Annotated in this window: 17 protein-coding genes; 9 read left to right on the top strand and 8 right to left on the bottom strand. The window is 69.4% G+C overall.

Annotated elements, in window-relative coordinates; genetic code table 11:
* From ACPYOG_RS06840 to ACPYOG_RS06810, 7 genes are all read right to left on the bottom strand, one after another.
* The coding region (locus ACPYOG_RS06840) for a hypothetical protein (protein WP_481293492.1) at positions 1–1,618 on the bottom strand (1,618 nt) is incomplete at its 3' end.
* Between the two features lie 258 nt (positions 1,619–1,876).
* Positions 1,877–4,891, bottom strand: a complete 3,015-nt coding sequence (locus tag ACPYOG_RS06835; protein ID WP_481293491.1) for a DUF7927 domain-containing protein — start codon at positions 4,889–4,891, stop codon at positions 1,877–1,879.
* 149 nt (positions 4,892–5,040) lie between these two features.
* A complete protein-coding gene (locus tag ACPYOG_RS06830) occupies positions 5,041–6,477 on the bottom strand; it encodes a DUF5719 family protein (protein WP_481293490.1) in 1,437 nt (478 codons plus the stop codon).
* On the bottom strand, positions 6,470–9,655 hold the full coding sequence (locus ACPYOG_RS06825; protein WP_481293489.1) for a glycosyltransferase family 2 protein: 3,186 nt from the start codon (positions 9,653–9,655) through the stop codon (positions 6,470–6,472). The genes ACPYOG_RS06830 and ACPYOG_RS06825 overlap by 8 nt, the downstream gene beginning before the upstream one ends.
* 72 nt (positions 9,656–9,727) lie before the next feature.
* Positions 9,728–10,051, bottom strand: a complete 324-nt coding sequence (locus ACPYOG_RS06820) for a WhiB family transcriptional regulator (protein ID WP_090036697.1) — start codon at positions 10,049–10,051, stop codon at positions 9,728–9,730.
* Between the two features lie 188 nt (positions 10,052–10,239).
* Positions 10,240–11,202: a UDP-glucose 4-epimerase GalE gene (gene galE, locus ACPYOG_RS06815; RefSeq protein ID WP_481293488.1), complete on the bottom strand. Its 963-nt coding sequence runs from the start codon at positions 11,200–11,202 to the stop codon at positions 10,240–10,242.
* Between the two features lie 200 nt (positions 11,203–11,402).
* Complete coding sequence (locus ACPYOG_RS06810; RefSeq protein ID WP_481293487.1) at positions 11,403–12,581, bottom strand: acyl-CoA dehydrogenase family protein; 1,179 nt, start codon at positions 12,579–12,581, stop codon at positions 11,403–11,405.
* A 115-nt stretch (positions 12,582–12,696) separates the two neighbouring features.
* On the opposite strand from ACPYOG_RS06810, the gene manA reads away from it, so the two are divergent.
* From manA to ACPYOG_RS06795, 3 genes are all read left to right on the top strand, one after another.
* Positions 12,697–13,857, top strand: coding sequence for a mannose-6-phosphate isomerase, class I (gene manA / locus ACPYOG_RS06805; protein ID WP_481293486.1), 1,161 nt, complete (start codon positions 12,697–12,699; stop codon positions 13,855–13,857).
* Positions 13,858–14,554: 697 nt separating this feature from the next.
* Positions 14,555–15,292 (top strand): O-antigen ligase family protein, encoded by a 738-nt coding sequence (locus ACPYOG_RS06800; protein WP_481293493.1) that lies wholly within the window; start codon positions 14,555–14,557, stop codon positions 15,290–15,292.
* A gap of 21 nt (positions 15,293–15,313) precedes the next feature.
* On the top strand, positions 15,314–16,603 hold the full coding sequence (locus tag ACPYOG_RS06795) for an O-antigen ligase family protein (RefSeq protein WP_481293485.1): 1,290 nt from the start codon (positions 15,314–15,316) through the stop codon (positions 16,601–16,603).
* A 3-nt stretch (positions 16,604–16,606) separates the two neighbouring features.
* On the opposite strand, the gene ACPYOG_RS06790 is transcribed toward ACPYOG_RS06795, so the two are convergent.
* Positions 16,607–17,980, bottom strand: coding sequence for a hypothetical protein (locus ACPYOG_RS06790; protein WP_481293484.1), 1,374 nt, complete (start codon positions 17,978–17,980; stop codon positions 16,607–16,609).
* A 206-nt stretch (positions 17,981–18,186) separates the two neighbouring features.
* Here ACPYOG_RS06790 and ACPYOG_RS06785 point away from each other — a divergent pair, with 206 nt between their 5' ends.
* The 6 genes from ACPYOG_RS06785 (at position 18,187) to ACPYOG_RS06760 (ending at position 24,477) form a co-directional block, all read left to right on the top strand.
* Entirely contained in the window at positions 18,187–19,203 is a 1,017-nt protein-coding gene (locus tag ACPYOG_RS06785; protein ID WP_481293483.1) for a Gfo/Idh/MocA family oxidoreductase, read from the top strand.
* Entirely contained in the window at positions 19,200–20,804 is a 1,605-nt protein-coding gene (locus ACPYOG_RS06780) for a DUF2142 domain-containing protein (RefSeq protein WP_481293482.1), read from the top strand. The genes ACPYOG_RS06785 and ACPYOG_RS06780 overlap by 4 nt, the downstream gene beginning before the upstream one ends.
* A gap of 72 nt (positions 20,805–20,876) precedes the next feature.
* Positions 20,877–21,776 carry a glycosyltransferase family 2 protein gene (locus ACPYOG_RS06775; protein ID WP_481293481.1) on the top strand — a complete coding sequence of 300 codons (900 nt, stop codon included), beginning with the start codon at positions 20,877–20,879 and terminating at the stop codon, positions 21,774–21,776.
* A 41-nt stretch (positions 21,777–21,817) separates the two neighbouring features.
* A complete protein-coding gene (locus ACPYOG_RS06770) occupies positions 21,818–22,552 on the top strand; it encodes a glycosyltransferase family 2 protein (protein WP_090036680.1) in 735 nt (244 codons plus the stop codon).
* 2 nt (positions 22,553–22,554) lie between these two features.
* Complete coding sequence (locus ACPYOG_RS06765) at positions 22,555–22,932, top strand: DUF2304 domain-containing protein (RefSeq protein ID WP_090036678.1); 378 nt, start codon at positions 22,555–22,557, stop codon at positions 22,930–22,932.
* A 3-nt stretch (positions 22,933–22,935) separates the two neighbouring features.
* The gene (locus tag ACPYOG_RS06760; protein ID WP_481293480.1) at positions 22,936–24,477 is read left to right on the top strand and encodes a DUF2142 domain-containing protein; all 1,542 of its coding nucleotides are present in this window, start codon (positions 22,936–22,938) and stop codon (positions 24,475–24,477) included.
* Positions 24,478–24,560: the final 83 nt, after the last annotated feature.

Genomic DNA, 24,560 nt, shown 5'->3' with positions numbered 1-24,560 from the left:
AGAGAATCTGGGCGCCGTCACCGTCAGCGACGAGACAGTTCGGTGCGACCTGGGACGCCGAACGGACGGTGTAGTTGATGTTGTTCGTCGGTGGGGTGAAGTTATTGCAGAACGGCACCGTCCCCGATCCGGAGTACGTCGCGAAATCGACACAGAGGACGGTATTACCGCCAGAGAGATACACCTTTTTGCCCTGGACGAATGCGTCACCGGCGGAGTTACCCGCCGAGCTGAACTTGGCGCCGGTTCCCGCGTAGGGCGACGACGCCAACGCGGTGCCAGCCAGGTTCCAGCAGGTTGATGTCGGCAACGATCCGGGTCCGTTCGGAATCGTGCACACCCCTGTCACGGTTCCAGTCGTGGACAGGATGGGCGCGAATTCCGCGCCACCCAGGGCGCTTGAACCGCTGTTGGCTACTGGCCACGCGCCCGGGCAGAGCGAGCCACCTGCGATGTAGCAGTACGTGAGCCAGCTGCTGCCCGCCACGGGAACGCTGGCGAAGACGTAGCTCCCGAAGGTCGCGGACGTCATCGCCACGCCCGGTACGTTCGTGCTGTTCAGCGCCAGCGTGCCGCAATTGGCTCCCGTGGAGACGGAGACGCAGAACAGCTTCGCCCCGGTCGTGGTCTGCGCGACCGCATAGATGTTGCCGTTGGAGGCAGGAATGCCGCTGTTTCCGATCTGCGCGCCGATATTGCCGGAGACCGAGCTACCGACGTCGAACTGGGTGAACCCGCAACTCGTCGCCGGAGTCGTCGACAGATCCACACAGCCTGTGCCCACAGGCGAAGGGGATTGGCTCGTCCCCACCCCCGCGAAGAAGAACATCTTGGTTCCGGATATCCACGTACCGTTCTCCCACGCCGTAGTGCCGTCGAATTTGGTGCCCGTTCCCAGGGCTGTACCGGAGGTCGATGACCAGGTCAGGACATGGGCACTCCACCCCGGGCACACGGAGCCGTCTTGCTGCGAACAGTAGACGAAGCTGCCTGACGTGTTGTGGTGATAGGCCGCGTAGATGAGGCCGTTCCGCATGGCGACGTTGTAACCATCACCACCCGTGGTCGAGAATCCGGTGCCCGGCTGTTCCTGGAAATTGATGGAGCGCTGTTGAGTGCCCTGCGGTACCAGCGTGCCGGTGAAGCCCACACCGTTGGCGTTCGCCGGGGGCGTGCCCGTGGCCCAGGTGGTCCCTGCGTTGGTGGTGTATTGCGGGGAGATGGTTCCGACCGCGTTCTGGTTCGGCGGTAGCTTCAGAGACCCATTGACGTAGGCGCCCGCGTTAGTGATGACGTCCTTGAGGTTGACCGATGCGGCTGCCGTTGTGTTGTTCTGGTAGTCGACCACCCAATTGAGCACGTCGCCGGGCTTAGCAGTTCCCGTCTTGGCACCGCCGGGTGCGTCCGACGAGGCAGCGCTGCTGCCGTTCGTGAGATTGGTCGCCGTCTTGTAAATGGTGGACACCGACGTCGCGGATGCTTCGGCGAAGTGGTTCGGAACAATGAGAACCGCGACAAGCGCGCCGAGAGCCAGGCAGCCCGCGACCAGCGCCGCAAGCCGCCACCGGCGCACCAGCTTGGACCGGAAAGAACGGTCAGGCCACGGTGGGGTGGTCATCAGTAAGCGTGTCAATGTCAGTCCAACCAGTATCGAAAGGGTTCTCTACATAGAGGGACACCACCCGACGCGTTTCATCACGCGACCACGAGCAAAAAAGGTGACGAAGTGGTCACCTACACGTGCCGCCGGTCGGCACCGTCGCCGCTAGAGCCCGAACCTGGGCGGCGCCGCCTGGGTGGTGTGGTTCTCAGGCGTGAGTGTGGAATCGGCGCAGCTGGTTCGGGTAGACGGTGATGGGCGAGCCCAGGGCGGTCTTCAGGCTGTGCGGCGGCGTCGGATCAGCTGCCAGCTGACCAGGCCGAGCGCGGTCGCGAACAGGCCACCGGCAGTGATGGTCAGCGCGTCTGTCCCTAGGCCGCCGGTCAGCGGAATCGTCGGGACGGGCAGCTGCTTGTTAACCACATCGGCCAAACTCACCGAGACCGGGGAGCCGGAGGTGATGGTCACCGGAATCGGGGTGGAATTGAGCTTGAACCCGACAGGGGCTCGCGTCTCGACAAGCTGGTATGTCCCCGGGCCCAGGTTGGTCAGTCTGAACTGGCCACCGATCCGATCGATGTCATTCCCGGTGCACTGGGCGGGTGACGCGGCCTGGCAGTCGGTCACGACGATCGCGGGGCCGGTCGGTTTCCCCGCCCCGTCGACGGGTGTGAAGGTGAAGGCCGCGCCGGTGAGGATGTTCTTGGCCCCGGTCGCGTCGATCTTCTTCCACAGCACGTCCGTCACTTGGACAGCCACGGTCGCCGTACAACGAGTGTCCGTCGAACCCGAAGTACAAAAGCTTCCGGGGGTCGAGGAGACCACCGTGTTCACAAGCAAATGGTCGCCGACGTCCGGGGTTCTGACGAACACATCGTAAGTGATTGTCGCGGTCCCTCCGTTAGCCAGCGATCCGGACCAGGACAAGACCGGAGACGTCCACGATGCGGTACCCGAGGAAGCCACCGGCCCACTGACAAACGTCGCCTCTTTGAGGACGTCGGTCAGGTCGTCGGTGAAGGTGGCGTTGTTGTACGCCTGGGACCCCGCATTTGTCACAAGGATCGTGTACGTGACCCTGTCCCCGGGCCTCGCCGTTTGCACCGAGGGCAGCTTCTGGAAGACCAGGGCGCATTGCGAATCTCCTGGCAACAAGGAAGCCCGGTCGGAGAACTGGACGACACCGGTCGTATTTCCGTTCGGCGCATCGCTACCCGACGCTGACGTGGTGACAGCGTTAGCCGTGTTGGAAACTATCAGCGGTGCCGCCGCGTCACATGCCACATTGGGGGCCTTTGTTTGGAAGCACATCTGCGGCGGATCGCCCTGCCACGAGATTGCGACCTGCCCACTCGTGACCCCAGTCGCGTCGTTGATTCCATTGACGGTCACAGTTGCGGTGATCGACGTCACCGACGTGGGGATCGTTGCCAAGGACAGCGGTGTTCCAGCAGCCAATGTCACACCATTGAACCCGGTGATCACGTTATTGCTCTGGTCCCTCAAAGTGATGGTCGCGTTCGTGTAAGCGGTCGTGACAGCACCGGGCAGCGTGAGACTGCCCCAGCCTCTGAAACCGGCCGCCCCGGAGCCGCAATAGGAGTTCAGCGGCGTCACCGTCACACTCGCCGGGCTGGACGCGGTAGTGCAACCGCCACCCGTGATGCCGTCGAAGAAGAGGATCTGGGCGCCGTCACCGTCAGCGACGAGACAGTTCGGTGCGACCTGGGACGCCGAGCGCACGGTGTAGTTAGCCGTGCTAGTCGGTGGGGTGAAATTGTTGCAGAACGGCACCGTCCCCGATCCGGAGTACGTCGCGAAATCGACACAGAGGACGGTATTGAAGCTAGCGACATACACCTTTGTGCCCTGCATGAAGGCGTCACCGGGGCCTCCCGTCTGCACGGCGAACCCGGCGCTGGTTCCCGCGTAGGGCGAGGACGCTAGCGCGGTGCCAGCCAGGTTCCAGCAGGTTGACGCCAACGATCCGGTGCCGTTCGGAATCGTGCACACGCCCGTCAGGACTCCGGTCGTGGACAGGATCGGCGCGAACGGTGGACCAGTCCGGATGCTCGCACTACTGGTCACTGGCCACTGTCCCGGGCACAGGCTGCCACCTGCGATGTAGCAGTAAGCGAGCCAGGTGCCATTTGGCACGGGAACGCTGGCGAAGACGTAGTTCCCGAACGTTGAGGACATCATCGCTTTGCCCGGCATGTTGTAGCTGGTCAAATTCAGCACGCCGCAATTGCCTCCGGTGGAGACAGAGACACAAACCAGGTTCGCACCGGTCGTGGTCTGCGCGACCGCATAAACGTTGCCGTTAGTGGCAGGAATGCCGGTGCTTCCGATTTGCGCGCCGATAGTGTTGCTGATGTCGCTAGCGTTGTTGTAGAACACGTTCATCCCGCAACTCTTCGCCGGGGTTGTCGACAGATCCACACACCCCGTGCCTAGGGCCCCCGGGGACCCGGTCGCCCCTGCCCCCACGAAGAAGAACAACTTGTTGCCGGATATCCACGTGCCGTTCTCCCACGCCGTATAGCCGACGAAGGTGGTGCCTGTTCCCAGAGCCGTACCAGAGGTCGATGACCAGGTCAGGACATGGGCGCTCCACCCCGGACAGAGGGAGCCGTCCTGCTGCGAACAGTAAACGAAGCTGCCGGTGCCGTTGTGGTGATAGACCGCGTAGACGAGGCCGTTGCGCAGGGCGACGTTGTAGCCGTCTCCGGCAGGGGTCGCGAGCGGAGGCACCGTCGGTACCTGAACATTGAGTGAGCGCTGTTGAGTGCCCGGCGGTACCAACGTACCGGTAAAGCCCACACCATTGGCGTTCGCCGGGGGCGTGCCCGTGGCCCAGGTGGTCCCTGCGTTGGTGGTGTATTGCGGGGAGATGGTTCCGACCGCGTTCTGGTTCGGCGGCAGTTGCAGAGACCCATTGACGTAGGCGCCGGCGTTGGTGATGACGTCCTTGAGGTTGACCGATGCGGCTGCCGTTGTGTTGTTCTGGTAGTCGACCACCCATTTGAGCACGTCGCTGGGCTTAGCGGTTCCCGTCTTGGCCCCGCCGGGTGCGTCCGACGACGCAGCGCTGCTGCCGTTGGTGAGGTTGGTCGCCGTCTTGTAAACGGTGGACACCGACGTCGCGGATGCTTCGGCGAAGTATTTCGGAATAACGAGAACAGCGACAAGCGCGCCGAGAGCCAGGCAGCCCGCGACCAGCGCCGCAAGCCGCCACCGGCGCACCAGCCTGGACCGGAAGGAACGGTCAGGCCGCGGCGAGGTGGTCATCAGTAAGCGTGTCAATGTCAGTCCAACCCAGTATCGAAAGTGTTCTCTACATGGAAGGACACGACCCGACGCGTTTCATCACGCGACCACGAGCAGCGGCGTCCGCTGGGATGATGTGATTCTCAGGCGTGAGTGCGGAATCGGCCTGGCTAGTTCGGGTAGACCCTGATGGGCGAGGCCAGGGGGCCGGGCGGAGCGAGCGCGAAGCTGCTCGCACGTCCGTCGGCACCGAAGCTGACGCTGCCCTCGAGGCCGTCCGCGCCCGTGATGCGATAGGTGCCCGCCGCCACCCGGAGGCCGGCGCCGCCTTCCGCCGGCACGGCGACCTTCATGGGCTTGCTGCCGTGGGCGAGGCCCTGCACGGTGACCGTGCGATCCGCCTCTCCCCTGTTGGCGAAGTGCAGCGTGGCCTGAGGGCCGGACGGTACGGCGGCGAACAGGCTCTTCTGCAGCGGCTGCGCCGAGGAGAACCAGCTGAAGTCGCGGGTCTTCGCGCCGATCACCGACGTGCGTGCTGCTGCGACGACGGGAACGGTCGAGTTGACCGTGACGGTGTAGCTGCCGTCCTTGAGGTGGTCGAGCGGGACTTCGGCGACGGTTCCCGCCTTGAGGCTCGCGGCGTACGAGTTCCCGGCGGACGTCCCGGCCTCCCCCACGGCGCCGACGGTCACCTGCGCGTCCTTGTCACCCGGCACGAGCAGCCGGACGACGGGGAAGTCGACGCCGACGCTCTCGGCCGACTGAGCGCCCTGGATGGCGGCCATCGATGCCACCGTCACGCCCGGGATGATCTGCTGAGGGCCGGGCGTGCCGGTCGCTCCCGCGATCTCCGCCCCGCGCGGCTGGATGCCCTGCTCGAAACTCTGCTGGAGGGACGCAACGACCTGGCCGCCGCTGGTCTGGACACGCACCACCGGAGCGGCCGCGGTCGGCGCGAGGCCGGACAGCGGGACCACCTTCTGCGCACCGGCGGGGACCAGGATGCCGGCGGCGCCGGGGGCGCTCACCGGGCCGCTCTCGGTGTAGATCGAGAGCGTCACCGTGGCATCCACTTTGCTGGGGTTCGCGAGCAGCACGAGGCTGGTCTGACCGAGCGAGGTGGATCCGGCGGCCAGCCACGTGTCCGCGCTCGGCTCCGCGCAGGCGGCGGCAGCGAGTCCGGCGAGGTCGTCGGTCGCGGCCGCCTGCAGCTGGGCGGCGGCGAACAGCGGAGGCGTGGTCGCGCCCTTCGGTGTGGCGATGCTGACCACGGAGGGTCCGTCCTCGGTCGAGGACGCGTCGGCGTCGGGCTTCAGCGGGTCGGTCCGGAGGTCGGGTCCATCCGCGTCGGAGGCGACGGTCGGAGGTCCGATCGTGCTCGGGCGGGTGGCCGCGCCGGCATCCGCGGCGAGTTCGAGCAGGGATCCCGGGCAGACGCGCTGCTGGTCGGCCGGAACCGGAGCCACGGTCTCGGCGGGCGCGCTGATCGCGAACCCGGGGAGCGGGAGCACGGTGGCGCCGGCGACCGCGACGAGCGCGACACCGATGCCGATCAGGCCGCCGGCGGTGCGGAAGCCGATTCGTGCGAGGCCTCTGCGGTCAGCCATGGTCGCCTCCCTCGAAGCTGCGTCGCGGACGGACGATGGTCTCCTCCAGGCCCTCTTCGAGCGTGGTCGGGGCGGGCGGAGTGGTCACCCGCTCCACCGTGGGCTCCGACTCTGCGGCGGGTTCCGCCTCCGCGTCAGCCTCCGCCTCCACGGCGGGTTGAGCGGCTGCCACGGGCGGTTCCGGCTCGCGAGCGGGGATCTCGTCCTCCTCCGCCGACTCGACCACTGCCTCGTCCGCGGGTTCGGCCTCGTACTCGCTCACGCTCTCGCCGGCCACGCCTTCGGACGTCTCGTCCGGGGCGGGCGGCTCGTCGTCCGGCTCGACGGCGGCCTCCTCGTCCCTCCGCCTGCCCGGGCGCCGGGCGGAGAGCTCCGACACGCGATCGGCGGAGCGCGAGGTCGGAATCGCCAGGAGGGCGGTGATCCCGATCACGATTCCCTGCACGACCAGGACGATGACCCGCCACAGCCCGCCGGCTCCTGCCGGGATCTGCGCTGCGGTGGCGATCTGGCCGGTTCCCCGGTCGAAGGCCCAGAGCCGGCCCGTCGAGGTCGCACCGACCTGCGCGAGGAGCGGGTTGGCATCCATAGCGACGGCGGCGCGCATCCGGGTGGCGTCCGCCGCGGAGTTGTCAGAGCGGTCGAGAGCGCTCGCGGGAGGCGTGAGGAGGACGAAGTCGATCCCCAGTCGCTTCAGCGACGCGGAGGCGTCGTACCCGCTGCGCGACGACAGGTTGCCGGCCAGCTCGGCGATCTGGCGCTGCCCCGATGTGAGGGTGCGGCGGGTGTCCGCGAGCGTCGAGATGTCGTCGAGCGTCTGACCGCTCCCGCGCACGATAGCCGCGCTGATGCCGCCGTCGGCCTGCGGCACGATGCGCAGCGTCCCGGTCCGCGGTTGTGTCGAGGCCTTCGCGGTGACGACGGCCGGCATCGTGCGGCCGTCGCTCTCGGCGACGTCGCTGTGGCCGGTGAGGACCATGGCCCCGAGGGGCGCCGCGAGCACCGCAAGAGTGACGATGGCGGCCCACGCCGGGTACACCGCCGCCCGGCCGAGGGCGGACAGCCCCAGCACGGCAGCGCCGATCAGGCCGAGCCAGTAGAGGCTCAGCGCGCTCCCCGGCCAGATCGGGACCACCGTCCCGCCCGTGACGGCGACCTGCAGGTGCAGCGCCACGACGGCGCTGACGAAGCCGGCGAGAGCGACGACGAGCGCGACGATCGCCCGGACGCTCCCGCGCAGGAACAGGGCCAGGATCGCCAGGACCCCGAGCGGCAGGAGCAGAATCGGCACCGCGATGTTCGCGGCGGTCGAGGGCAGCATGAGTTGGGAGGCCAGCTCGTGCCAGCCTCCGAGCAGGCCGTCCGGGAAGCCCAGCGCGAGCTGCCAGGCCGGAGTCTGCCGGGCGGCGAGCGGAACGCCCGGGTCCGCGAGGACGGATGCCCAGGCACCGCGCGAGACCTGCTCCCAGACGAGCGGTGCGAAGAGCACGAGCGCGGGCAGGGGGATGAACGCGATTCGGGCGCCACGCCGGCCGGCGAACACGATGGCCGCGATCCACGCGATGAGCAGTGCCGGGATGAGGATGGGCGCGCAGGCGGCCGTGGCGGCGGCCAGCAGTGCGGTCGTGGCGCTTGCGGCCCACGAGCGACGTGCGGCGAGTCCGGCGAAGAACAGCCACGGCAGGAGGATGTGGGCGAGCACGGCCGACGGGCGTCCGCCCTGCAGCGCCACGAGCAGCGTCGGTGCGAGAGCGTAGGCGAGGGCGGCGAAGGCACGGAGGGTGGGACGGGCGGTGAGGCGGGCGGCCGCCAGCCAGGCTCCGAGAGCGGCCAGGGGAAGCGCGAGTAGCCAGAGCACGACAAGCGACTGCGAGGGCTGCCAGAAGGTGATGGTGCCGAGTACGGCGAGCACGGCCGAGAACGGGTCGGCGGCGCCGGTGAAGCCGAGGCCCACATCCCTCCAGCCGTAGCCGAGGTTCGCCCAGAGCTGGCCGACCGAGTCGTGGAGCGGGAGCAGGCCGCCGCCGGTGAGGGCGCCGGAACCGGTCAGCGGGAAGAACAGCGCGACGCCGACGAGCAGGGCGACCAGCACCGCCCAGCCGCCGCCGGTGCCGAAGAAGTCGAGGTCCTGCTTCTCCCCCTGCTGGCGGACCATCGCGGCCTCGCGCTTGAGCGCATGGCTGCGACGCACCTCCGCGAAGGGGATCCGCAGCGGCGCGACGGCCGCCCAGCCCACCTCGCGGGCCGACGCCAGGCGCCGGCGCGCGTTGCTGACCGCGAGCCCCGAGAACGCCACGCGGAACGCCGCCCGCAGCTCGCCGCCGACGGAGCCCGGCTCCTTGCGCAGCAGCCGCAGCAGCCCGCGGAGGATGCCGAGCGGCACCAGCGCGAGCCAGTGCAGCGGGACGGCCCAGCCGGGCGCGTAGACCATCCGCCGGTGGAGCTGCGCGGCACGCCGCTCCCGCGCCAGGCGGCGCCGCACGGTCCACTTCGGCGAGAGGTTGGGCCCGGCCGTGCCGGCGCCGGCGACCGCGACGCGGGCGGACGCCACAAGGGTGACGCGGAACCCGGCGAGGCGTGCCCGCGTGCAGAAGTCGAGTCCGTCATCCACCGTCGGGAGGGCCGGGTCGAAGCCGTCGAGCCGCTCCCACAGCGCCTGGCGCACGAGCATTCCGGCGCTGGACACGGCGAGCACGTCGCTGAGGCCGTCGTGCTGCGCCTGGTCCAGCTCGTTCTCGACGAGGGGCACCGAGGCGCCGAACGGCGTCATCGCCTCGCCGAACTCGCGGATGAGAGCCGGATCGTCCCAATCCACCAGCTTGGGACCGACGACGGCGACCGAGGGCGAGACTTCGAGGGCCGCCAGCAGTGCTTCGAGGGCCTGCGGCTCGGGCGCGGTGTCCTGTGCGAGAAGCCAGAGCAGCTGCTCGGAATCCGCGGCGGGAGGGAGCACGCGCACGGCGGCGACGGCGGCGCCGAAGGAAAGCTTCTCGGGGACGCTCAGCAGCTGGGTGGGGTGGAACTCCGACAGCAGCCGGGTGGCGTCGTCGGCGGTCGCACAGTCGACGGCGATCACGGCGTCCGGTCGACGGGTCTGTTCCGCGAGGGCGTCGAGAGTGCGCTGCAGGCGGGGGCCGCCGCTCTGGGCGACGACGATGGCGGTGACTCTCGGATACATCGGGAGCCAGCCTAAGTCGGGGTCGCGCCGATCACGTCTTTGCGCCGGGCGCGGCGCGGATCAGAAGACGGTTCAGCCGGCGCGCTTGCGCAGTTTGCGGCGCTCGCGCTCGGACAGGCCGCCCCAGATCCCGAAACGCTCGTCGTTGGCGAGCGCGTACTCGAGGCACTGCGACCGCACCTCGCACGAGGTGCAGATGCGCTTCGCGTCGCGAGTGGAGCCGCCCTTCTCGGGGAAGAACGCCTCCGGGTCCGTCTGGGCGCACAGCGCGTCCGTCTGCCAGGCGAGCGGATTGTCGTCGTCGACAGCGGCTGCGCGGACGCCCGGCACCCCGAGCCGGACCGGATCGATGAACCAGTCGTCGGGTACTCCGGAACGATATTCAGGCACTGGCATATCGGTCTCCCCACCCATGAACTGCTGAAACACGAGATTCTCGCGTTCCCCTAATTACACCGGTGTCATTCGCTTACGTCAAGTCGCGAATCGTAAAGCCTTGACCGCCGGTCGAGAGTTCGCGACGCGCCGGGGAACGACAACAATCCCGACACGCCCGGCCGTCTCGGACGGGGTGCGGGAGGGTGTCAGGATGCCGCTTGCCGCGCTTCCCAGGCGCTGCGGACCATATCGTCGAGGGTGTGACGCATCGTCCAGTCGAGATCGCGCGCTGCGAGCTCGCCTGAGGCCACGATCCTCGCCGGATCGCCCACGCGTCGAGGCCCCACTTCTGGGGTGAAGTGGATGCCGGTCACCTCGGCCACGGTCGACATGATCTGCCCGACCGAGACGCCGTCGCCGCTGCCCAGGTTGTAGACGGGCTCGATCGGCTCCCCCGCATCCAATCGCTTCGCCGCTGCGACGTGCGAGGTCGCGAGGTCGGCGACGTGGATATAGTCGCGCACGCAGGTGCCGTCCGGGGTCGGGTAGTCGTCGCCGTTGATGCGCGGAGTCCGTCCCTCCACCAGCGCGTCGAACACGAGCGGGAACAGGTTGTGCGGACTGGTGTCGCGCAAGCCCGGTTCGCCGGACCCGACCACGTTGAAGTAGCGGAGGGAGGTGTGCCGCAGCCCGGTCGCGACGCCCTGGTCGCGCAGCAGCCACTCGCCGATCAGCTTCGACTCGCCGTACGGCGACTCCGGGCTCTTGGGCGTGCTCTCGGTGACGATGTCCACATCCGGCGTGCCATAGACCGCGGCGGAGGAGCTGAAGACGATCGCATCGACGCCCGCCTCCTGCATCGCGCCGAGCAGCACGGCCGTCGCCGTCACGTTCTGCTCGTAGGTGTGCAGCGGGCGCTGGACGGACACCCCGGCGTACTTGAAACCGGCCACGTGGACGACGCCGCTGACCGGGTTCTCGGCGAAGATGCGCGCCAGCAACTCGGCGTCGAGGATGCTGCCGCGGTAGAAGGGGACCTCGCTCGGCACGAACTCCGCGTGGCCGCTCGACAGGTCGTCGACGACGACGACGTCGATGCCCTGCTCCCGGAACGCCCGCACCACGTGCGCTCCGATGTAGCCTGCGCCTCCGGTCACCAACCACGCCACGGGGGTCCTCCTGATCGTTCGCCAACGGGATGCGGCCACACTATCGGTCCCGGGAGCAAGGCCGAGATTCGTCACGAATGTGCACCTACACGCGGCTCAAGCGACGATTCGTCACGAATGTGCACCTACACGCGGCTCAAGCGACGATTCGTCACGAATGTGCGGGACAGGCAGTGCGCGAGGCGAGGCCGGAGGCGAGCTCAGACGAAGGCCGCGTGGCCGGTGATCGCGCGGCCGACGATGAGCGTGTTCATCTCGCGCGTGCCCTCGTAGGAGTACAGGGCCTCCGCGTCGGCGAAGAAGCGCGCGACGTCGTACTCGAGCACGATGCCGTTGCCGCCGAGCGCCTCGCGGCACCACGCGACCGTCTCGCGCATCCGCGCGGTGGCGAACGCCTTCGCGAGCGCCGAATGCTCGTCGCGCTGCTCGCCGTCGTCGAGCATCTGCGAGACGCGGGTGCAGAGCCCGATGGAGGCGGTGATGTTGCCGATGGACTTGACGAGCAGATCCTGGATCAGCTGGTGCCCGGCGATCGGCTTGCCGAACTGCTCGCGCTCCGTCGTGTAGCGCAGCGCCGCCTCGTAGGCACCGACGGCGACCCCGATGGCCGCCCACGCCACCTCGGCGCGGGTCAGCCGCAGCACGCTGGCCGTGTCCGTGAAGCTGTTCGCGTTCTGGAGGCGCATCGACTCCGGGACGACGACGTTCTCGAGCGTGATGTCCGCGTTCTGCACGATCCGGAGCGACTGCTTGCCTTCGATCTTCGTCGCGGTGTAGCCCGGGCTGGACGAGGGCACGATGAAGCCCTTCACCTGGCCGTCTTCGGCGCTCTTCGCCCAGATGATGGTGATGTCGCTGAAGGTGGCGTTGCCGATCCAGCGCTTGGAGCCGTTCAGGACCCAGTTGTCGCCGTCGCGCGTGGCCACCGTCTTCAGCCCGCGCGCCGAGTCGGAGCCTGAGGTCGGCTCGGTGAGGCCGAAGGCCCCGAGGACCTCGCCGCTCGCGAGCTTCGGCATCCACTCTGCGCGCTGCTCGTCCGAACCGCAGACGCCGAGGGCTCCGAGCGCCAGGCCGTTCTGGACGCCGACGTAGGTGCTCACCGAGGCGTCCACCCGGGCCAGCTCCAGCGCGACCCAGCCGCGGAACACGGCCGAGTTCTCGAAGGCCGCCGTCTCCGGGAAGCCGAGACCGATGACGTCGTTCCTGTGGAGCACATCGACGGTCCGGCGCGGGAACTCCGCCTTCTCCCAGTTCTCGTTGACGATCGGTTTGAGCTCCGACTCGAGGTCGGCACGCAGCGTCGTCAGGAAGTCCTTCTCCCGGTCGGTGAGCTGGTTCGCGAAGCCGTAGAAGTCGCCGGCGATGGTCTCGAAGGGCATGTGTGCTCCAGTGCGTCCACAGGGATGGTCGGGCGCCGTCAGCCTAGGGACCGCACCGATGGCAGGACAAAGCGATTGGTAGTTTGGTCCAACGGAACAAAAGGGATGAGGACGCATGTTTGTGCGCATCGGCAACACCCCGCGCGACTACGCCTGGGGTTCCACGACCGCGATGGCCGAACTGCTCGGCACGGAGCCGAGCGGCCGGCCGGAGGCGGAGCTGTGGCTGGGCGCTCATCCCGGGTCCCCCGCGCGGGTGCTCGACCCGGAGCTCGCCGGCGGGGCGGAGGACCTCGCCGCCTGGGAACGGACGAGCGACCTCCCGTACCTGCTGAAGGTCCTCGCCGCCGAAAGCCCGCTGTCACTCCAGGCGCATCCCTCCTCCGAGCAGGCCCGGGCGGGATTCGAGCGCGAGAACGCGGCGGGCCTTTCGCCCGACTCCCCGGACCGCAACTACAAGGACCCGTTCCACAAGCCGGAGCTCATCTTCGCCCTCAGCGACCCCTTCGAGGCGCTGTGCGGGTTCCGCGACCCGGCCGAGAGCCGGGCGGCGCTGGAGCGCCTCGCGGCCGCAGCGACGGGCGGCGCCGTCCTCTCCGGCTTCGCGCGGACGCTCGAGGGCGATCCGGCTGCCGTGCTGCGACACGCGACCGAGTGGCTGCTCGGCGGCTACCCGGATGTGGACCTCCTCGTCGCCGAGGTGGTCCGCGCAGCGCGCGCCCTGCCGGACGACCGGGATGCGCAGACCGTGCGGATGGTCGACGACGCGTTCCCCGGCGACCCGGGCATCGTGCTCGCGCTGCTGCTCAACCGGGCGACGCTGCGGCCAGGCGAGGTCCTGTACCTGCCGGCGGGCAACATCCACGCGTACCTGCGCGGGCTGGGGATCGAGCTGATGGCGGCATCCGATAACGTGCTCCGCGGCGGCCTCACGCGCAAGCGCATCGACGTCCCGGAGCTCGTCTCCGTGCTGGACTTCACGCCGATCCGGCCGACGCCGCTCGCCCCCGGGCATCCTGCGCCGGGCGTCGAGACGTTCCGGCCGGACATTCCCGACTTCGCCCTCGAGCACATCGCGCTCGCGGGAGACGTCGACAGGGCGACCGTGCCGCTCCCCGGCCCGGCGATCGCGCTGGCGACGGCGGGCGACATCGAACTGCGCGGTGCGACCGGGTCGCTGCGGCTGGAGCGCGGCCAGGCCGCGATCATCACGGAGGAGAGCGAGCTCACGGCGAGCGGGCAGGGTGTGCTGTTCGTGGCGCATCCCAACGGCTGAGCGCGCGCGGCAACCGGCGCCCACCCACTGACCTGTCCGTTATCCTGCCGAAGTGACCACCCCGCGCGTCCCGCCCCCCGCCCGACCCGGGGCCGCGCGCCCTGCACCCCGTCGCTCCGGAGTGGATCCGGCCCGCGTCGCCGCGGTGCGGACCACGACGGGGACAGCGGAGGCGGTCCTCGCGTCCTTCGCGCTGTTCACCCTGTTCGCCGGCGACTTCTGGCGCAACCTGATCAGCTGGCCCGGCTACTTCGTGCTCGTCGGTGTTCTGACCGTCGTGATCGGCGTTGTCGTCGTCCGCTCGCGTCCGCGATTCCGCTGGCGGAGCACGCCGAAGACGATCGTGGTGTTCCTGGCGCTGGCGATCGTCTCCCTCGCCTGGTCGGCCTACCCCGGCGCGACCGCGCTCGGCGTGGTGGCCCAGCTGGCGACCACCCTGGGCGGGCTCTTCCTCGGGCTCCGGCTCGGCTGGCCGGGGCTGCTGAGCGCGCTGGGCAACGCGTTCCGCTGGATCCTCGGGCTGTCGCTCCTCTTCGAGCTCGTCGTCGCTGCGATCGTCCGGCATCCGGTCCTCCCGCTCACCCCGGCCCAGCCGGTGCCCGCGGGCCATCTCCCCTCGGCCTTCTACTGGAGCCGCGACCTGCTGTTCCACGGCGGCCCGATCCAGGGCATCCTCGGCAACAGCAACCTGCTGGCCATGATCGCGCTGCTGTCGCTGATCGTGTTCGGCATCCAGCTCGCCGACCGCACCGTGCGCCGCGGGTCCGCGATCACGTGGCTCGTCCTCGCGGCGCTCACCCTCGCGCTGACCCGGTCGGCCACGGTCATCGCCGCAGCGCTCGTCACGGCGGTCGTGCTGGGCTTCGCCCTCTGGATGCGGCGGGCCGGCCCCGCGCGCCGCACCCCGGTCTATGTCACGGCGTTCGCCCTCCTCGCCGCGGGCATCGTCCTCATCTCGGTCTTCGCCTCGCGCATCCCGGCCCTGTTCGGCAAGAGCGAGGACCTCACCGGCCGGCTCGACATCTGGCATGCCGTGATCGGGCTGGCGCAGCAGCGCCCGGTGGCCGGCTGGGGATGGGTCAGCTACTGGGCGCCGTGGGTGAAGCCCTTCAAGGGCCTCGCGACGCGAGGCGGCGTCGAGTACCTGCAGGCCCACAACGCCTGGCTGGACGTCTGGCTGCAGCTCGGCATCGCCGGGCTCGTGGTGTTCGTCCTGCTGGTGCTGACCACTCTGGGGCGCTCCTGGTTCCTTGCGGTCGACCGGCCGCGCTTCACCGTCGCGGACGACCAGCCGTATCGCGCCGTCGCCCTTCTGCCGCTGCTGCTGATGGCCGCGCTCATCGCGCAGAGCTTCGCCGAGAGCCGCATCCTCATCGAGGGAGGCTGGGCGCTCCTGGTCGCCCTCGCAGTGGCCACCAAGCGGACCGCGCCGTAGCCGCACCCGTAGTCTGTGAACATGGCAACGCCCCCACGGACCCTGGTGCCGCCCGCGGTGACCGAGTTCCTGGGGTCTGCCCGTTTCACCTCGACCCTCGCCCTCCTCGCGGTGATCACCGGGTTCTCGACGCACGCCATCCGCGGCCTGATCGGATGGCCAGGGCTGATCGGCGCCCTCGCCGTCCTCGTGGTGCTCGCCGCGCTGTCGTTCGCAGCGCAGTGGCGACTCATCGAATGGCACGGGCTGCTGCCCATCTCGGCGCTGCTGTTCGTGGGGTGGTGCGCGGCGTCGATCCTGTGGAGCCAGTACCAGTGGGCGTCCTTCGCCGGGGTGATCTACCAGCTGATCTTCGCGTTCCTGGCGGTGTACATCGCCCTCGTCCGCGACGCCATCCAGATCGTCCGCGTCGTCGGTGACGCGCTGCGGTTCCTTCTGACCCTGTCCCTGGCGCTGGAGGTGATGAGCGGCCTGCTGCTCGACGCGCCGATGCGGTTCCTGGGCATCCAGGGCAACCTCGCGGTCGGAGGACCGATCCAGGGACTGTTCGGCACCCGCAACCAGCTGAGCATCGTGGCCCTGATCGCGTTCGTCACCTTCCTGGTCGAACTGCGGACGCGCTCGGTGCGTCCCCCGGTCGCGACGTACTCGATCATTCTGGCCGGGCTCTGCATCCTGTTCGCCCACTCCCCCGTGATCGCCGCGGTCTCGGTCGTCGTCGGGCTGGCGACCCTCGCGCTGTACCTTCTGCGGAAGACCACGACACAGCAGCGGCCCTACTTTCAGTGGGGTCTCGCGATCCTGACGGTCGCCGTGCTCGTCGTCGCGTACATCTACCGCACGCGGGTGATCGACCTGCTGAACGCCCGGGCGGACTTCCAGGTGCGCTACCAGCTGTGGATCCAGATCTGGCAGCTCATCCCCGTCCAGCAATCGATCGGCTGGGGCTGGGTCGGGTCCTGGCCCACGGACCTCTACCCGTTCACGGCCATCCAGGACAACACCGGCGTCTACCACTCCGACGGACTGAACGCCTACCTCGACGTGTACCTCCAGGTCGGGATCATCGGCCTGCTGCTCTTCGTCGCCCTGATCGGGCTGGCGTTCACGCGGTCGTGGCTGCTCGCCTCCAACCGCCGCAGCGTCGTCTACGCCTGGGCGCCGCTCGTGCTCGTCGCACTGCTCGTGACCAGCGTCTTCGAGAGCTCGATCCTGGTCGAGGCGGGATGGATGCTGCTGATCATCTGCACGGTCAAGGCGTCGCAGGGCATGAGCTGGCGGCTGCGGCTGCCGCACCGCGAACCGAGCTGACCGTCAGCGCGGAGCGGCCTCGGTGAGGACGCCGGCGCCCTGCATGCTCCGCGAGCGCAGCCACCAGAGGTGCACGGCGATGCCCACGGCGGGACCGGCCGCCAGCGCCAGCGCCGCGCGCGGCTGCAGCGGCAACGGAGCGAAGAGCAGCGCGATGGTCACGACGGACGCGGCCACCCACCCGATCGCGTAGCCGCCGTGGAGGTTGCGGGCGAGGACCGCCGCGCCGGTCACGCAGAGCACCCCGATCATCCCCGAGGAAGCGACGAGCGCGGTGAGCGTGCCCGCGTCGAGGTCGAACTGGCCGCCGAAGACGGCGACCACGACCGGGACCCCGAAAGCCCACGCGCACAGGCAGAGGACCGCGACGATGGCGGCGATGAGGGCCGAGAGCCGGAGCGCGAGCCGGCCGGCGCCTTGCGGCATGCGCGCGAACTGGCTGACCAGGAAGCTCGACAGCGCCATCAGCGGGACCAGGATGGGCGCACGCGTCAGGGTCACGCCGAGCACGAGGGAGCCGAGCTCGCGATGCCCGGACGGATTCGCGAAGAACGAGAGGATGAGCGGGAAGCCGTTGATCAGGACCGCCGTCGCCGAGGCCGCGATCATCGTGCGCAGCGTGTTCGACGCCAGCGTCCGCATCCGCTCGGGGACGAGTGCCCGGCGCAGGAGCGCGCGCGGAGCGGTCAGGATGACAGCACCGAGCGCCAGCGGGAACGGCAGGATGACCGCGAGCGCGAGCACCCAGGATTGCGTGGTCAGCGCGAGCGCGAGCAATACGAAGGCGACGCGCAGGATGCCGTCGACCGCGACCACGCCGGCCAGCTGCCGCCACATCCCGCTCCCCGCCATCACGCCGGAGCCGGCCGCCACCAGGCAGTTGAGCCCCGCGCCCACCGCCACGAAGATCGAGAGCCCCGCCTGCTCGCGCCCGAGCGCCGGCACCGCCCACAGCAGTGCGGTCAGAAGCACCGCCACAGCGACGAGGACGGCCAGGACCGCGGCGAACAGCCAGAGAGAGGACCGGTGCCCGCCTCGGTCGCCGTGCTCGGCGAGCGGGGCGCTCTGCGCGACCGCGCGGGTCGCCTCCTGCTGCACGCCGAACAGCACCCCGACCACGAGGAAGAGGGCGGACCAGAACACCGAGAACACCGCGTAGCCCGCCGCTCCACTCGCGGTGAAGACACGCCAGGTGACGACGTAACCGCTCAGTCCCGAGACGACCGTGGCCCCGAGGATCAGCGCGACCGAGGATCGCGCGCTCCGGGTGCGGACGTCGCCGTCGGCGCGAGCGGGCAGCGGCTCGTTGAGGGGTTCGTAGCTGGTGATGGGTGCCTCCGGGGGACGGATCTCAGGCTGATCGCCCGTGAGGTGCATTCAACCATGCGGCAGCCGGGGAGACCGTGGAGGGCGGCCCGTCCGGCTGCCACACGGCCGCGGAACTGGTATTTTCGACTGCGGACGCCGCATCCGGATGGGCGCCATCCAGCTCGAGAGGACCACCACGTGACGTTCGTCGCCGCCGATGCCATCGTGTCCGCCGATCGGGGCAGTGCGGACACCCGCGCAGAGGCGGGACGCTGATGGCGGCGCTGCGCTACGGGGTCGTCGGCCTCGGCGTGATGGGACGCAACCATGCGCGCGTGATCCGGGAGCTGGACGGGATCGAGCTGGCGGCGGTCGTCGACCCGTTCGCCGTCGACGACGACATCGCCGGGGCCCCCCTCCTGCCCGACCTGGACCGCCTCCTCGAAGCGCGCATCGACGCGGCCGTCGTCGCCGTGCCCACGACGGCCCACGAAGAGGTCGCCCTCCGGCTCGCCGAGGCCGGCGTACACGTCCTGGTCGAGAAGCCAATCGCCGCGGATGTGACGCAGGGCCGCCGGATGACCGACGCCTTCCGCTCCCGGGGTCTGGTCGGCGCGGTCGGCCACATCGAGCGCTTCAACCCGGCGTTGCAGGCTCTCCGGCAACGGCTGGAGGCCGGAGAACTGGGCGAGGTCTATCAGATCGCCACACGCCGCCAGGGGCCGTTCCCCGTCCGCATCGCCGACGTCGGCGTGATCAAGGACCTGGCGACCCATGACATCGACCTCACCTCCTGGCTCGCGCAGAGTCCGTTCCGCTCGGTGCACGCCAACACCTCGCGCCGCAGCGGCCGCCCGCACGAGGACCTGGTCGCCTTCAACGGCCGGCTGGGCGACGGGACGATCACGAACCACCTCGTCAACTGGATGTCGCCGATGAAGGAGCGCATCACGGTCGTCACGGGCGAATCCGGGGCGTTCGTCGCCGACACCCTCAGCGGCGATCTGACCTTCTACGAGAACGGCACCGACGCGACGGAGTGGGACGCGGTCTCCGCCTTCCGCGGTGTCGCCGAGGGATCCGTCATCCGCTTCGCCTTGAAGAAGCGGGAACCGCTCCGGATCGAGCACGAAGCCTTCCGGGACGCCATCCTCCACGATCGACCAGGCATCGTCACGATGGAGCAGGGACTCGCCACGCTGGCCGTCGCCGAAGCGGTCATGCGCTCTGCCGCGGACCAGCGCGAGGTCGTCATCGACGACGTCTCCGGAGTGAGCGAGGAGATCCGATGACGACCGACGTGGACGCGGCGGACCTGAACGACGCCGGAACAACCGATGCGGGCGCAGCGGACGTGGATGCGACGGGCACGAAGGACGGCGGCCCGACCCGGGCGCCCCGTACCGGTCTCCTCGGCCTCAGCCGCGGGCGGACGGTCTTCGCCGCGCTCATCCCGGTGATGCTGCTGGTGGCTCTGCTCTCCTGGGCCTTCGCCTCACCCGTCGGCGCGAGCCCGGACGAGGACTACCATCTGGGCAGCATCTGGTGCGCTCAGGGCGACCGTGCGGGCTTCTGCGAGTCGACCGCCGATCCCGGCGTGAAGATGGTCCCGGCGGCGGTCACCAAATCCGCCAAATGCTACGCGTTCAACACCCAGAAGAGCGGGGCCTGTCCTGCGGCGGGAACGCAGAAGCTCGAGGCGTCGAAGCGGGGCACCTTCAACGACCACGGCTACCCGCCGGTGTTCTACGTCACCATGAGCGTCTTCGTGAGCCACCACACGGCGACCTCGGTGCTGGCGATGCGCGCCTTCAACGCCCTGCTCTTCGTCGGCCTCCTGACCGCGCTCTTCCTCCTGCTGTCGCCCCGGCGGAGACCGCTCGTGCTGTGGGGCGGGATCATCGCGCTGGTCCCGTTCGGGATGTTCATCATCCCGAGCGTGAACCCCTCCGGATGGGCGGCGACCTCCGCCGTGACCCTGTGGCTGTGCCTGGTCGGGTTCTATGAGGCCGAGACCCGGGGGCGGACCATCGCCCTCGGCGCCCTCGCGACGGTCGCCACCGTCATGGGGGCGGGCGCACGCTCCGATGCGGCCACCTACTCGGTGCTCGCCATGATCGTCGTCGCGCTGCTCAAGGCCGAGCGCACCCGGTCCTTCTGGATGCGCTCCATCCTCACGCTCGTTCTGGCCATCGTGTGCGTGATCTTCTTCCTCACGGGCAGCCAGGGCGGCGTGATCAACCCGGAGACCGCCACGCCGTTGTCGGGTCATCAGACGCTGGCGCTCGCGGTCGGCAACCTGCTCCAGCTCCCCACGCTCTGGGTGGGCACGCTCGGGACCTGGGGCCTGGGCTGGCTCGACACCCTGATGCCCGCCATCGTCTGGATGCCGTCCACGACCCTCGTCGCCGGTGTGGCCTTCGGCGCTCTGCGGAAGGCGCCGCTGCGCAAGGTCCTGGCGGTCGGGCTCGTGGGGCTGGCGCTGGTGGCCGTGCCCCTCTACGTCCTCGTCCACGACCGGGTGGCGGTGGGATCCGGCGTGCAGCCGCGCTACATCTACCCGCTCATCCTCCTCTTCGTGGGCGTCTGCCTCTGGGGTATCCGGCGCCTGGGCCTGGGTATGTCCGGCCTCCAGCTCATCCTCATCGTCGGCGGCCTCTGGATCGCGAACCACGTCGCGCTGTACACGAACCTCCGGCGCTACGTCACCGGCACCCTCGCCCAGGGCCTCAACCTGGACGCCGGGGACACGTGGTGGTGGGCGCTCCCGTTCGGCCCGATGTGGGTCTGGATCGTCGGTTCGCTCGCCTTCCTCGCCATGCTCGCCGCTGCGGCGATCGTGGCCTGGCCAGTCGGCACGTTCGGCCTGAACCGGCGCCGCACCCCCGCCTGAGACCCTCTGGCGCCCGTGCGAAGATAGTACGGACCGAGCCAGGTACCCACCCGACGAAGGCCTTCTCCCCACGTGACCATCGACATCATGATGCCGTTCTACGGCGACCCGGATCAGCTCCGCGCCGCCGTGAGCAGTGCGCTTGCGCAGACCGACCCGGACTGGCGCCTCGTGGTCATCGACGACCAGTACCCCGACCGGGCGCCCGGCGAATGGGTGCGAAGCCTCGGCGACCCCCGCGTGCAGTACCTGCTCAACGAGACGAACCTCGGCGTGAGCGGCAACTTCTCGCGGTCCCTCGATCTGGTGGAGAGCGAGCACTTCGTCCTGATGGGGTGCGACGACGTGCTCGAACCGGGCTACATCGCGCAGATGCGCGCGGCCATCGAGCGCTTCCCCGGCACGTCGTACTTCCAGCCGGCGGTGAGCGTCATCTCCGATCGCGGGAATGACATCCTCCCGCTCGCCGACCGTGTGAAGCGCTGGTCGCGTCCCTCCAGCCCGCAACCGGTCATCCTGCGCGGCGAGCCGCTCGCCGTCAGCCTGCTGCGCGGAAACTGGACCTACTTCCCGTCGATCTGCTGGCGCACAGAGGCCGTCCGCCAGGCCGAGGGCTTCGATCCTGACTACGAGATCGTCCTCGACCTCGCCCTCCAGCTGACGATCATCGCCGCGGGCGGCACGATGGCCCTGCTCCCGGAGCGCACCTTCCGCTACCGCCGGCACGAGGCCAGCGTGTCCTCGGCGACGGCCCGCTACGGCGGCCGCTTCGATGAGGAGCGCCGTTTCTTCCAGAACGTCGCGGGCGACATGGAGGCGATGGGATGGCACCATGCGGCCCGCGCGGCGCGCCGTCATGTGACCAGCCGGCTGAACGCGGCGACGAAGCTCCCCCGGGCGCTGCGCGTCGGCGACCGCGACGGGAGCAGCTCGCTGCTGCGCCATGTCTTCACCAATCGGACGGTCCGATGAGCACCGGAGCGGGCGGAACGCGATCAAGTAAGGTGAGTGCCATGCCACCGTCCCTCGCGCGGACACTCATCGTCATGCCCGCCTACAACGAGGAGGCGTCGGTCGCTGCGGTCGTCGCCGAGGTCCACGAGAAGCTGCCCGGGACCGCCGTACTGGTCGTCGACGACGGGTCATTGGATGCCACGGCGCGGCGCGCGCATGACGCCGGTGCCCTCGTGGCGCGCCTCCCGTTCAACATGGGGGTGGGCGGCGCCATGCGGCTCGGCTTCCAGTACGCGCTGTCGAACGGATACGACGTGGTCGTGCAGATCGACTCGGATGGTCAGCACGACCCGGCCGCTGTCCCTTCGCTCCTCGAGGCGCTCGCCGACTCCGACATCGCGATCGGCGCCCGCTTCTCCGGCGAGGGTCAGTACGAAGTCCGCGGTCCCCGCAAGTGGGCGATGCGGCTCCTCTCGGTGGTGCTCAGCCGGATCACCGGAACGAAGCTGAACGACACCACCAGCGGGTTCAAGGCGAACGGCCCCCGTGCCGTCGAGCTCTTCGCGCGGGCCTACCCGGCCGAGTACCTGGGCGACACGGTCGAGGCCCTGGTCATCGCCGCCCGGGCGCAGCTGAAAGTCAGTCAGACCCCGGTCTCGATGCGTCCGCGCACCACGGGCACCCCCAGCCACAACCCGTTCAAGTCCGCCGTGTACCTCGCCCGCGCCTTCCTTGCCCTCGTCGTCGCGGTGATCCGCCCGCGGCACGCCATCACCGAAACGGCCATCGCCTGACCATGTCACTGCTCAGCTACATCTTCGGCATCGTCGCGGCGCTCGTCACCCTCGCCGTCGTCATCGAAATGCTCCGGCGCGGGCGGATGCGCGAACGGCACGCCATCTGGTGGCTGATCGCCGGCACCCTCGCGCTGATCATCGGCGTCTTCCCCCAGATCCTGAACTGGCTGTCCGAGCTCCTCGGGGTCGGTCTGCCGGTCAACCTGGTGTTCTTCGTCAGCATCGCGGTGCTGTTCCTGGTCTGCATCCAGCACAGCTCGGAACTGACCCAGCTGGAGAGCAAGACGCGGACTCTGGCCGAGCGGCACGCGATCCTGCAACTGGAGGTCGAGCAGCTGAAGGACCATGTGGCCGCACTGACCGACGGGAAGGACTAGGCGGTGTCGCTTCGGGCACCGTGGTCTCCTCGCCGTGTGCTCCTGGTGACGTGGGCCCTCCTCTCGGCGCTGTCGGCCGTGTGGGCGCTGGCCACCCCGATCGCAGCATCGCCGGATGAGCCGGCCCACATCATCCGTGCGGCCAGCGTCGTCCGGGGTCAGCTGGTCGGGACGCCCTCGCCGGAGGGCCATGTCGTGAGTGTCCCGCGGTACATCGCGGACACCCAGAGCGAGACGTGCTTCGCCTTCCACCCCGCGGTGACCGCCGACTGCTCCCACCTCGCCGACCGGGACCCGGGCGCGACGACCACCGCCACGACGACCGCCGGCCTCTACAACCCGCTGTACTACTACGCGGTCGGATGGCCCAGCCTCCTCTTCACGAACGACGCCGGCATCTACGCGATGCGGATCGTCAGCGGCGTACTGACATCGCTCTTCGCCGCGCTCGCACTCGCGCTGCTCTGGCGCCGGGAGGGATCGCCCCTCGTCGTGCTCGGATTCGCGATCTCGGTTACACCGCTCCTGCTCTTCCTGGATGCGTCCGTCAACCCGAACGGCCTGGAGGCGACCGCGACCCTGGCGGTCTTCGCCGGGATGCTGGCGATCGTCCGCGGCGCGAAGGACCTGCCGATCGCGCAGCAGGCCGCCGCCGTGGCGGTCTCCGGCTTCATCGCTGTCAACGCGCGGGGTCTGTCTCCGCTGTGGGTCCTCGTCGCCGTCGTGCTGCCCCTGGTGCTCGTCGGCCGTCATGAGCTGGCGGCGCTGTTCCGGCGGCGGGCGGTGATCGTGACCGCGGCGGTCGTCGCCCTCGGAACCGTCGCCGCGATGGCGTGGACTCTGGGGACCAACTCCCTCCTGAACGCTGTCGACCATCCCGAGTCGACCCCCCAGCGGTACGCAGGTGTCGGGACGAATCCCTTCAGCGGCTTCTTCATCACACTCGAGCGCACGGTCGAGTATGCGCACGGGGTCATCGGGATCTTCGGCTGGCTGGACACCCCGGCCCCGCCCGAGGTGTTCTTCGTGTGGTCGGCCGTCATCGGAGCGCTCCTGCTGGCAGCGTTCGTGCTGCTGCGCTCGCGCGCACTGCTGCTCGCCGGACTCCTCCTCACCTCGTTCGTCCTGCTCCCCCCGATCGTCCAGGGGGTCTACATCACCGGCGGCGGCATCATCTGGCAGGGTCGCTACGCTCTTCCGCTGTTCCTCTGCCTCATCGTCGGGCTCGCGGTGCTCCTCTCGGATCGGCTCGTGATCTCCGCGCGCACGGGCTCCTGGCGGCGGCTCTCGTGGATCGTCGTGGTCGCTCTCGGAGCCGCGCAGGTCTACGCGTTCGAGAACACCCTGCGCCGGTACTCGGTCAGTGAGATCGGCTCGCTCAAGGTCTTCCTCATCGGCTCTCCGCCGTGGGCGCCGCCCGGAGGCACCCTGCTCCTCCTCGTGCTCTTCACCCTCCTGGTCGCCGTCGCGGGGTGGCTGACGCTCCGGATCGCCCTGGCGGACCGGCGCGACGCGCCGGACACCGCCATCGCTGCCGCGGGGTGACGATCGTCCGCTAGGGTGTGGCCGTGAACGCTGCCACCGAAGCCGGCCCCCGGGAACGTCCCGTCAGGGCGCTGACTCCTGCG

The sequence above is a fragment of the Leifsonia sp. HAY1-4F genome, assembly GCF_056755275.1.
The sequence above is the reverse complement of the archived record's forward strand: the minus strand, read 5'-3'. Positions and strand labels throughout refer to the sequence as shown.